Annotated in this window: 9 protein-coding genes; 5 read left to right on the top strand and 4 right to left on the bottom strand. The window is 28.5% G+C overall.

Features of this window, described 5'->3' with window-relative positions; translation table 11 throughout:
• The first annotated feature begins 53 nt into the window (after positions 1-53).
• The 4 genes from purN to ACTG3S_RS07875 all read left to right on the top strand — a co-directional run bounded on the left by purN (position 54) and on the right by ACTG3S_RS07875 (position 5922).
• Positions 54-626, top strand: coding sequence for a phosphoribosylglycinamide formyltransferase (purN, locus tag ACTG3S_RS07890; RefSeq protein WP_439128808.1), 573 nt, complete (start codon positions 54-56; stop codon positions 624-626).
• Positions 619-1254: a ribonuclease H1 domain-containing protein gene (locus ACTG3S_RS07885; RefSeq protein WP_439128807.1), complete on the top strand. Its 636-nt coding sequence runs from the start codon at positions 619-621 to the stop codon at positions 1252-1254. The genes purN and ACTG3S_RS07885 overlap by 8 nt, the downstream gene beginning before the upstream one ends.
• 77 nt (positions 1255-1331) lie before the next feature.
• Positions 1332-4589, top strand: a complete 3258-nt coding sequence (locus tag ACTG3S_RS07880; RefSeq protein ID WP_439128806.1) for a VCBS repeat-containing protein — start codon at positions 1332-1334, stop codon at positions 4587-4589.
• Positions 4590-4593: 4 nt separating this feature from the next.
• Complete coding sequence (locus ACTG3S_RS07875) at positions 4594-5922, top strand: vanadium-dependent haloperoxidase (protein WP_439128805.1); 1329 nt, start codon at positions 4594-4596, stop codon at positions 5920-5922.
• Between the two features lie 201 nt (positions 5923-6123).
• On the opposite strand, the gene ACTG3S_RS07870 is transcribed toward ACTG3S_RS07875, so the two are convergent.
• The 3 genes from ACTG3S_RS07870 to ACTG3S_RS07860 are packed head-to-tail and all read right to left on the bottom strand — an operon-like array spanning position 6124 to position 9860.
• Positions 6124-8754 (bottom strand): hypothetical protein, encoded by a 2631-nt coding sequence (locus tag ACTG3S_RS07870; protein ID WP_439128804.1) that lies wholly within the window; start codon positions 8752-8754, stop codon positions 6124-6126.
• A complete protein-coding gene (locus tag ACTG3S_RS07865; RefSeq protein ID WP_439128803.1) occupies positions 8754-9590 on the bottom strand; it encodes a GLPGLI family protein in 837 nt (278 codons plus the stop codon). Before ACTG3S_RS07865 ends, ACTG3S_RS07870 begins: the two co-directional genes overlap by 1 nt.
• Positions 9591-9647: 57 nt before the next feature.
• Positions 9648-9860, bottom strand: coding sequence for a hypothetical protein (locus ACTG3S_RS07860; protein ID WP_439128802.1), 213 nt, complete (start codon positions 9858-9860; stop codon positions 9648-9650).
• Between the two features lie 444 nt (positions 9861-10304).
• Between ACTG3S_RS07860 and ACTG3S_RS07855 the strand changes: the two genes are divergently transcribed.
• Entirely contained in the window at positions 10305-10589 is a 285-nt protein-coding gene (locus tag ACTG3S_RS07855) for a helix-turn-helix domain-containing protein (protein ID WP_439128801.1), read from the top strand.
• Positions 10590-10729: 140 nt separating this feature from the next.
• Here the strand turns inward: ACTG3S_RS07855 and ACTG3S_RS07850 are convergent.
• The coding region (locus tag ACTG3S_RS07850; protein WP_439128800.1) for a succinate dehydrogenase/fumarate reductase iron-sulfur subunit at positions 10730-11489 on the bottom strand (760 nt) is incomplete at its 5' end.

Raw genomic sequence — 11489 nt, 5'->3', positions numbered from 1 at the left:
TAATCAGTTTGTTAATAATTATTCCTTTTTTTGTAACTTAGAAATTGTAAGATATGAAGCGAATTGTTGTTTTTGCATCTGGTTCTGGATCGAACGCAGAGAATATTATTAAGTTTTTTAATCACACTAAGAACGCTAAGGTTACTATGGCATTGTGTAACAATGAACATGCCAAAGTTTTTGATAGATGTAAAAAACTAAATACCAAATGTTTACATTTTACTAGAAATGATTTTTCTAAAACAGATACGATATTAGAATTACTAAAAAAAGAGGCAGACTTTGTTGTTCTTGCTGGTTTTTTATGGAAAATTCCAGAGAAAATTATAGCTGCTTTTCCCAATAAAATTATCAACATTCATCCTGCATTGCTACCAAAATATGGTGGGAAAGGTATGTATGGCATGCACGTTCACAAAGCTGTTGCAGCTAATAAAGAACTAGAAACAGGTATCACCATTCATTATGTGAACGAAAACTATGATGAAGGTGCTATTATTTTTCAGGCAAAAACTGCATTAACTGATCAAGATACTCCAGAAACTATTGCAGAAAAAATTCACATATTAGAACAACGTTATTTTCCTAAAGTTATAGAAGAAGTAATTTTATCTACGAATGAGTAAAAAGAAGTTTTATGTAGTTTGGAATGGCAGGAAAAAAGGAGTTTTTACTTCTTGGAAGGTTTGTAAAGCACAAATTGATGGTTTTGAAAACGCACAATACAAATCTTTTAGCAGTTTAGATGAAGCCGAAAAAGCATCCAAAGGAAAATACGAAGACTATAAAGGTAAAAACACCAAAAAAGCTACTTTATCTGCTAAAGAAAAAGCTACGTATGGTAAACCCAATTTAGAAAGTATTGCTGTAGATGCTGCTTGTGCTGGCAATCCTGGAAAAATGGAATACAGAGGTGTACTTACCCACAACAAAAAAGAAATTTTTAAAAAAGGTCCTTATGCTAAAGGCACGAATAATATTGGCGAGTTTTTGGCTTTAGTGCATGGCATTGCCCTTTTAAAAAGTAAGAATAAGGAAGACATTCCTATTTATTCAGATTCTAAAATTGCCATGAGTTGGATTCGTCAAAAAAAATGTAAAACCAATATTCATTTTGATGCTTCTAATAAAGACTTGTTAGAATTGATTAAAAGAGCCGAAAATTGGTTAAAAGAAAACAGCTTTAAAAACCCCATTTTGAAATGGGAAACCAAAGCTTGGGGGGAAATTCCTGCAGATTTTGGGCGGAAGTAACATTATGGTGTTTCTGTTAAATTTATGTTAATTAATTATTTTATCTTTGATGGAAATTAATTTGATACAAATTCTAAATGCCAAAAAATATTTCATTTTTTACGGTACTTTTGTTTACATTTATTTTCTTTAAATGTTCTGACTCAAAAAAATCAGAAAAAAATCAAAACTACCTATTAAACAAACTTTCCTCATCTAAAACAGGTATTCAGTTTAAAAATACTTTAACTGAAGATGTAAATCATAGCATTATCAACTATATTTATTTTTATAATGGTGGTGGTGTAAGTGCTGGTGATATTAATAATGATGGCTTACCAGATTTGTATTTTGTTTCTAATCAAGGAGATAATAAACTATACTTAAATAAAGGAAACTTAACATTTAAAGACATTTCTAAAACTGCTAATATTTCTAGCAACTCAGACTGGAATACTGGGGTAACTATGGTAGATATTAATAACGATGGTTTTTTAGATATTTACGTTTGTACTGTTTCTAAATTATTAGACTTTGAAGGAAAAAACGAGCTTTTTATTAATAATGGAGACAATACTTTTACTGAAAAAGCAAAAGAATATGGTTTAGGTTTAGAAGGTTACGCAACCCAAGCCTATTTTTTTGATTTTGATAAAGATAATGATTTAGACGTATATATTGTAAACCATGCAGTACATACTAATCTATCTCACGGAAAAGCAAGTCAAAGAAATAAAAGAGTACCATTAACAGGAGACGTTTTATTAGAAAACAACAATGGTAAATTTACAGATGTAAGTAAAAAAGCAAATATTTATGGTGGTGTAAATGGTTATGGTTTAAGTGCTTCTATTGCAGATTTTAATAACGATGGTTGGGACGATATATATGTTTGTAACGATTTTCATGAAGATGATTATTATTACATTAACAATAAAAACGGAACCTTTAGAGAGGCATTAAAAAGTAATTTTTCTACAATTTCTAGATTTTCTATGGGTAGTGATGCTGCAGATATAAATGGAGATGGGTATCAAGATTTAATAACCTTAGATATGTTACCTAGTGATGAACGTGTTTTAAAAGAAACAGAAGGAGATGATGCCATGTACAACATGCAAGAAAAACTTAGAAAACAAGGGTATAAGGATCAATACTCTAGAAATATGTTACAGTTTAACAAAAAAGGAAACTATTTCTACGAAGCTGCATTACAAAATAATGTAGCTGATACAGATTGGAGTTGGGCTCCACTTTTCGCAGATTTTAATAATGATGGTCATCAAGATTTGTTTATTAGTAATGGTATTAATAGAAGACCAAATGGGTTAGATTTTAAAAAATATGTAGCTAGTGCTTTTAAAAATAAGGGGCAAAAAGAGGGTTTAAATTGGTTATTTAAATCAATAACCAAAATGCCTTCAGGTAAAGTTAGTAATGAAATTTATAAAGGCAACTCTAGGCATTTTTCTAAAGAAACAGGAAAGTGGATAGAGAAAAAACCATCACTTTCTAATGGTGCCATTTATGCAGATTTAGATTTAGATGGAGATTTAGATCTTATAACCAACAACCTAAATACCGAGGCTTCTATTTTTGAAAACACTACCAATAACAAAAAAAATGCAGTAAGCCTTATTTTTAATTATAAGAAAGAAAATCGCAATGCTATTGGTACAAAAGTCATTTTATATAACAATGGCAAAAGTCAATCAAAACAATTATTTTCTTCGAGAGGTTTTATATCGTCTGTAGAACAAAAAATTCACTTTGGTATAGACACTTTAAAAAAAGTAGATTCTATAAAAATTATTTGGCCCGATAATACCTTTCAAACAGAAAAAAATATTACCATCAACAAAACAAATACCATTAATTACAAAGAAGGTAATGCTATTTATGACTATAGTTTAGGTAATAAAAATGAAGTGCTTTTTACAAGAAGTAAACTACTTTTAAATAGTCATAAAGAAGATATTTATTACGATGCCAATAACGAAAAACTAATTCCTTACCAAGTTTCTAAATTAGGGCCGGCTGTTGCTGTTGGAGATATAGATAAAAATGGATATCAAGATATTTTTATAGGAAATGCCTCTGGAAAAACTGCTGAATTATATTTAAATAATGGAAAGACATTAAAAAAATCTGCACAAAAACAATTTGAAATAGATGCCGTTTTTGAAGATAATGACGCCACTTTTTTTGATGCAGACAATGATGGAGATTTAGATTTGTATGTGGCCTCTGGTATACACAGCAAAAGAAATAGAAATTTTGAAGTCGATAGACTTTACATGAATAAAAATGGCGTTTTCCAGAGAACAAAAGGCAAAACCTTAACAAACCCATTAAATACCTCTTGTGTTGCTCCATATGATTATGATAATGATGGAGATGTTGATTTATTTATAGGAAATTTATCTGATCCGCAAAGTTTTAGTAATACAGTAAACTCAGCGATACTTATAAACGATGGAACAGGTAAATTTAAGGCCGATTTAAAATTTCAGTTAAAAACTAGGGTAAGAGATGCTGTGTGGGCAGACGTAAATAACGACAATCAAAAAGACTTACTAATTGCCACAGAATGGGATAGCCCAAAAATATTTATAAATAATAATGGTAAATTAACTGAATTAAAAACCGTTAATAACTTAAATGGTTTGTGGCAATCTATTTCTTTATTTGATATTGATAAAGATGGAGATAAAGACATATTACTAGGAAACTGGGGTTTAAACACAAGGTTTAAAGCATCTGAAGAAAATCCTCTAGTATTATTTGCGGGAGATTTTGATGAAAATGGAAAAAAAGAAACCTTAATTGCTTACACGAAAAAAGGGATAGAATATCCTGTACATTCTAAAGATGAATTGGCTGCACAAATGAATATAATTAGCAAGCGTTTTGTAGAGCACAAGAATTATGCATTAAAACCAGTAAAAGAAGTTATAACAGCAGAAAGTTATGCTAAAGCAACAAAAAGTTATGTAACCAATTTAGCTTCGGGCTATTTAGAAAACAACGATGGTAATTTTTCTGTTTTTAAAGAGTTTCCTTTGGCATTTCAGACAGCACCAATTACAAGCTTTAGCCGCATAGAAATAGACAATAGCAAAGCATTAATTGTTTCTGGCAACACTTTAAGCGTGAACACTTATCATGGAGGTTATACTGCTTTAAAAGGGTTATTATTAAAAGATGTTACTGATTATAAGTTTGTATCAAACTATGGCATTGTGCCGTTTAACGAACAAATAAAAACAGTAAAAAGTATCAAAATGAAAAAAGAAAACCTTTTGTTAGTAATACCAAATAACGATACCTTAAAAACCTATACTTATAAAAAATAGTAGTATGTATTTATTAAAGAAAACCCTTACCTTTTTTTTATTTGTACTCATGTTGTTTTCTTGTCAAGAAAAAGAAAATATTACAATTACTTCACAAGATTACCATAATGTTGTAGATCATTTAACCTCTGTAATGATTCACGATATTTTTTCGCCACCAGTAGCTAGTAGAATTTATGCATATCCCAACATTGCTTCTTATGAAATATTAAATTCAAACGCTAAAGATTACAAACCTTTAGGCGAACAATTAAACAAGCTTTTGCTAACAAAAACTAAAGATGATAAAAAAGTAGATAAAAAAATAGCCGCTTTAATTGGGTATTTAGAAATCGCAAGAGAACTTGTATTTTCTAAAGAAAAAGTAGATGTTTATAGAGATAGTTTGTACAACAGTTGGCAAATCCTAAATAATTCTCAGTTTTCAAATGCAAAAAACTATGCCAATCCCTTTATAAAAAATGTTTTAAACTATATTAAAACAGATAATTATAAAGAAACTAGAAACATGCCAGATTTTAATATCTCTTCTAAAAACCCTGGTAGATGGGAACCTACTCCACCTGCATACATGAAAGGTATAGAACCTCATTGGAATAAAATTAGGCCTTTTTTATTAGATAGTGCATCACAGTTTAAACCTGTGCCACCACCAGCATTTTCTATGGAAAAGGAAAGTAAATTTTATAAGGAATTAAAATATGTATATGATTTAACAAACCAAATCAAACAAAAAGGGAATAATTCTGAAGAACTAAAAATTGCTCAGTTTTGGGATTGCAACCCCTATGTTGCTGTAAATAAAGGACACTTTATGTTTGCTGCCAAAAAAATTACACCTGGTGCACATTGGATTGGTATTTGTAAAATTGCGACAAAAAAAACGAATTCAAATTTTAGTAAAACTGTTTTTGCTTACACAAAAACATCAATAGCTATTGCAGACGCCTTTATTAGTTGTTGGGACGAGAAATATAGAAGTAATTTAGTTAGACCAGAAACCTTGATTAATAAATTTATAGACGATACTTGGGCTCCACTTTTACAAACACCCCCTTTTCCAGAATATACAAGTGGCCACTCTGTTGTTTCTGGAGCAGCTGCAGAAGTTTTAACAAACATCTTTGGAGAAAATTTTTCTTTCGAAGACACCACAGAAATCCCTTATGGATTACCTATGAGAAAGTTTGCTTCTTTTAGAAACGCAGCAAAAGAAGCTGCAATTAGTAGAATTTATGGCGGTATACATTATGAAGCTGCTGTAAACGAAGGTTTAACCCAAGGCATACAAGTAGGTAAGTTTGTAAATAAAGAGCTTACGCTTTTAAAATAAACCTACAAATTATACTCAATAGAAAACATTATAATTCTTGGTAAAATAAACGTTTTACTGTCTGAAACTATAAAATCTGAAAAACGATTGCTTTAAAATTATTTACCCTGATTATATTGAAGATAGAATTAATTTCAGAACCACTAAATCATAAATTTTTCAAATGTCATTTTCTACTTCATTTATAACAGGCTAACATTTTCACAATGAAAATCTAATCTTAAATAATATTTGTGTTGGTCTTAAAATAAAATTAGATTCCAAATAACTAAAATTATTAATATTTAAAATACTGTAATTTTCCGTGTTAAAAATATTATTCCATTGTACTTCAAAATCAATATTTTTTTTACTCCAAGTATAACGATATAATAAATCTGCAAATAAATTTTTAGTGTTTTCAGAGAATAAATTGTTTTTGATAAATTCTGTTTTTAAACTTAAGTATTGATTTTCTTTTGGGTAAATATTAATATTGAATTTATGAAATTGTTGAGTTATCGTTTGATTTTTCTGTTCTTGGATTTGATTGTTTGAAAATTGAAAAGTAGATGTTAATTCTGTATTTAACCAATCAGTAATATCGATATCTACATTTCCGTTAAAACCCCAATTTTGATTAGAGATATCTGTTATATCAGAATTCAAAATTTGCTGAAAATATTGTAAACTATAATTGGTACTCAGAGTTATATTCGTGTTTATTGAACTAATATATTTACTCGCTTTGGTAGAAAAATTATGAGATTTTCTTTCATTATTTTGTTCAATAGCTTGAAAGTTAATTGAACCGTTGTCTAAAATTTGTGCGTTGTAAAGTAAATTATTATTAGTTATTGTTTTTGAATAAGATAAGTTAAAAAATAATGCTTCAATAGGATTTCTATATCCAATAAATGTAGAGTAACTAATGTTTTGATTTTCAGGTAAAGGAGCATCTATACGTTGTATGTTTCTATAATTTAATAAGATGTAATTGTAGTATACTTGATTTATACTGCCAAATTGATTACTCAAGCTTATTGATGAAGCAATTCTCCAAAAGTTAGTAACATCATAATACAAAGACAACTTAGGTTCAAAAGTGAGTTGATTTAGATTTTGATTACGTTGCAAAGGTTTATCCTCTAATTGATAATTATAAAAATTAATAGGAGTTTTTAATTCTAGCCGTAATTTCTCTTTTTTGTATTGTGTTTGTAAATTAAAATAGAATTTAGTGCGTAACCAATCTAAATTATTTTGAAAATTTTTAATTGTGTTTTCTGATGTTAAAATAGCACTTTCTAAATTTTGTTTTTCAAACTGAAAACCAACTTTTGGACTAAAACTAAATTGTTTCCACCGTTTTGTAAAGCCTAAAGAATTGTTAGTGTAAAATGTATTAAGTTCTATGTCTTGAATAACTTCAGTATATTCATTACTATTATTTAAAAAGTCATTAAACTGCCCTGGATTAACTTTTAATGATTGAGGTGTTTTGCTGAAACCTATATAAGAATTTAATGTGGCAATTTGTTTCCCAAATGTAAATAGCATTTTAAACTTATTTGATAGTTTAAAGTAGCTATTACTTAAGTTTTGACTAATATCATCATTATTAAGTTGAATATTGCCTTGTTGACTATCCCAATAGCCTTGAAATTGTAAGCTGTTTTTTGAAAATTTTTTTTTAGTATTCTTTTGAATTGTTAGATTTGTTTCTAAAGTGTTTATGTAAAGTTGGTTATATTTCTGCTCAAATAAACGAATAGTGTCATTTGAGGTGAAAAATTGAGTATTTGTAACTCCATTTTGTTGTTGATAATCATTAATGTAAGATACATTTAATCGCAATTCATAATCGTTTTCTAATTTTTGTAAATAATTAGTTGTAATTAAATGAATGTTGTTATTTAACCAACGTTTTTCTGAAAAATTAGGTGTTAGAAGTTTTTGAATAGATAACCAATCTTGTTTTTCATCATTTCTTTCAAATTGCTCCAATAAATCTTCAATTGTTAAAGTTTTTAATTGTGAAGCTACATCGTTTCCAGTATTATTAGATTGATAAGAACTTAACATTTGTTTTTTCTTTGAAAACAGCATAGGAGTTATACTGGCATCCCAAAGTAAAGGAGATAACCCACTACCAATTTCTGCCTGACCTGTAAAAGTGTAACTGTTTTTAAGTTTTATGTTTATAGCTGCTTGGTCTGAATACACCAAGCTGTCTAACATTTTTATTGGTTGATGATTTTCTAAAACCTGAACTTTAGATACAGTTTTATAAGGTAAATTTTTATTAGCTAAATTATATTTCCCTTCCAACAAATCTAAACCTTCAATATAATATTTATTAATAGGTTTCCCTTGATATAAGATTTTACCATTATCCAAAACTTCAATACCTGGCATATTCTTTAAAACATCTGCAATAGTTCTATCTTCTTGTTTCGAAAATGATTTTACAAAATAATTTATAGTATCTCCTTTGCGTGAAATTGGAAAAGACTTTACAATAACTTCTTTTAATTCTGTTATTTCTTGTTCTAAAACAAAATTTAGATTTTGGGTTTTATTTACAATAATTTTGGTAACATTTTTAAAACCCATTGACCTAATTTTAAGTTGAATTTTTTCTGTTTTAGAATTTATTCTAATTGAAAATTCTCCTTTATTATTAGAAATACTATAGTTTAAAATTGCATCTGTATTTAGTAGCCTAATTGTTACGCTAACACCAGAAATTGGTACACCTTTTACAGTTTTTAACTTACCATTAATTATGCTTTGAGAAAAACTAAAAATTGAAAAAAGATAAAATATACCAAAACTTATAAATAACTTCATTAATCAATAATTTCTATTGGGTTATATGGTATTTTTTTAAAATTTGCACCTCCTCTAATAGTTCCTGTAATAAAATTTTCAGGCTTTTCATAAAAATTTCTTTCAGCTTTAAAAAAGTTTTCTTTTGATGTTTCTATTGTATTTTTTTTAATTAACTTATAGATTTCCTTTTGTTCATTATCAACACCAATAGATATAAAATGGAAGTTTTTTTTATCATCATACAACTCTAAAATTAAGCCAGGTAAATTACCAAAAACATAAGGACCTAAATTAATTGGTATTTCTTCTGTATACCAAGCTATCCATTTTCTGCCTCCATAACTTATAATTGCTTTTTTTACTTTATATTTTAGAATTGTTTTATTTCCTTTTACAAGCTGCCAACTTAAACTATTTTTTCTCTCTTTATACTCATAATTTTTTTTGTAAATTTTACTTTGAATCGTTAAGGAGTTATTTTTTAAATCTTTAAAAATATTTTTTTTAAACCCTATTTCCGCCCTTATAGCGAGTAACTTATTTAGTTCAATTGCGCCTAAATTTTTATAGGAGCTAAATTTTTCTTCTATAGAATCTTTTTTTAAAGTATTAAAATCTACAAATTTTGACCAATTTTGACCAATTTGAAGTAAAGTTAAAGAAGATTTTGTTTTTTCAGTTTTTTTAGGGTTTGAAATATATGTATAATTATAATAAATGTTTTGTTTTGTTTGTTCTAATTTTTCTGCATTATATTCGATAGGAGGAAAACTCATATTACCCTTAATTTGAATTTGTCCTATAATATTGCTCGTAAATAAGCAGAAAAATAATATTTTAAAAATTTGTTTCATATTTAAGAATTATATTTGATTAAATGTGCGCAAAAATTAATTTGCGCACAAAAAAAATTAACATCTTCCATTTGAGAAATACCAAGCATCTTCTAATACTTCTTCAGTTGTTTGACCATCTGTACATAGCCAGAAATGATTGTCGCAACCAGGGTCTACTTCAACCCAATTACTACAAACAAATTCTGTTGTTACTGTTGTTTCTTTAACATCTGTAGTTCCACTAAATGATGCTAATAAAAATGTTAATCCTAAAAATAAACTTTTCATATTCTTTTAAATTTTTAACCTAAAACTAGATTAATTAATATAATTATATTCGGAATTCTATATGATTAAACAAGTTTAAAATTCTCTAAAAAACTTGTAGAAAAAATGGTACTTTTGCAACACTTCCTCTGCTTCTTAGTGTTTATTTACATAGGCATTTGTTTTAAGTTGTACATTTATTTACACGATTTTTATATTTCTTAAATCCGCAAGCGGAGGTTTTATTTTATTTACAGACTCCTCAATCGTTCCTCATTTCGGAATGACATGAATCTTTTAAAAAAAGGGTTAGTATTTTATGGGAAGTTTTTCTTTTTCATAGCAACTTCTTCTGTTCAAATTTGGCAAACATTTTTTATAAAACCTAATAAATCGCTTTCCATTTTGGACTAACTGAAATTAGTGATAAAATCAAAAAACCTCACTGAAAACCGTTAGGCGAAAATGGAAAGTAGTTTTTGGTTAATTATATGTATTTTTACTGCTGCTATGAATAATTACTACCAATTTTTTATCAAAGACCAACACAAAGCTGTCTTAAATAAAGTTCAAAAACTAAGATTAGAAAAAGGAATTTCTTTACACGATATGGGAGACAAACTTGCTTTGAGCGAAAGTGGCTATTTTAAAATAGAGAAAGGCAAAACTAGATTAGATATAGAAAGATTCCTGATTATATTAAAAATTTTAGGTGTTTCACCAAAACAGTTTTTTGAAGATATAGATTAATTGAGTGTTTAATAAACAAAAGTGAAAATATTTAGAGATAGAAAAGCCCAAAACTAAGTTTAGTTTTGGGCTTTTTTAATTTTATTTAGATTTCTCAATCGCCAAAAAGGCTCATTTCGAAATGACATGTTTATGAATTTCTAAATAGAAGCTTTCATTAACTCTCTATTCATTCTTGCAATGTTGTCTAAAGAAATTCCTTTAGGACATTCGACTTCACAAGCACCAGTGTTGGTACAGTTACCAAAACCTTCTAAATCCATTTGAGCTACCATGTTTTGTACACGGTCTGCTGCTTCTACTTGTCCTTGTGGTAATAAGGCATACTGAGATACTTTTGCACCCACAAATAACATTGCAGAACTGTTTTTACAGGTTGCTACACAAGCACCACAACCAATACATGTTGCAGCATCCATAGCTGTATCTGCAGCTTCTTTTGCAATTGGTATTGAGTTTGCATCTTGTGTGTTACCAGAAGTATTTACAGAAATATAACCACCTGAATGTTGTATTCTATCAAAAGCAGATCTATCTACTACTAAATCTTTAACTACAGGAAATGCTGCTGCTCTAAATGGTTCTATAGTAATGGTATCGCCATCTTTAAACATACGCATGTGCAGCTGACAAGTTGTTACACCTCTATCTGGCCCATGTGCTTCTCCGTTAATATACATAGAACACATACCGCAAATACCTTCTCTACAATCATGATCAAAAGCTACAGGCTCTTCACCAGAATTTACCAACTGCTCGTTCAGAACATCCATCATTTCTAAAAAAGACATGTGTTCTGATATTTCTGTAACCTTATAATCTACCATTTGACCCTTTGAACTAGCGTCTTTCTGTCTCCAAATTTTAAGTGTTAAATTCATTTTTATTAGTTTTTGGTTT

The organism is Polaribacter sp. (genome assembly GCF_965656025.1).
Taxonomy (GTDB): Bacteria; Bacteroidota; Bacteroidia; order Flavobacteriales; family Flavobacteriaceae; genus Polaribacter.
This window is presented reverse-complemented; position numbering and strand designations above follow the sequence as displayed.

Bases quoted from the DNA above. Each gene is read 5' to 3' on its own strand.
- ACTG3S_RS07855 (WP_439128801.1), top strand. From the start codon at position 10,305: ATGGAAAGTAGTTTTTGGTTAATTATATGTATTTTTACTGCTGCTATG.
- ACTG3S_RS07880 (WP_439128806.1), top strand. From the start codon at position 1,332: ATGCCAAAAAATATTTCATTTTTTACGGTACTTTTGTTTACATTTATT.
- ACTG3S_RS07860 (WP_439128802.1), bottom strand. From the start codon at position 9,860: ATGAAAAGTTTATTTTTAGGATTAACATTTTTATTAGCATCATTTAGT.
- ACTG3S_RS07875 (WP_439128805.1), top strand. From the start codon at position 4,594: ATGTATTTATTAAAGAAAACCCTTACCTTTTTTTTATTTGTACTCATG.
- ACTG3S_RS07870 (WP_439128804.1), bottom strand. From the start codon at position 8,754: ATGAAGTTATTTATAAGTTTTGGTATATTTTATCTTTTTTCAATTTTT.
- ACTG3S_RS07865 (WP_439128803.1), bottom strand. From the start codon at position 9,590: ATGAAACAAATTTTTAAAATATTATTTTTCTGCTTATTTACGAGCAAT.
- purN (WP_439128808.1), top strand. From the start codon at position 54: ATGAAGCGAATTGTTGTTTTTGCATCTGGTTCTGGATCGAACGCAGAG.
- ACTG3S_RS07885 (WP_439128807.1), top strand. From the start codon at position 619: ATGAGTAAAAAGAAGTTTTATGTAGTTTGGAATGGCAGGAAAAAAGGA.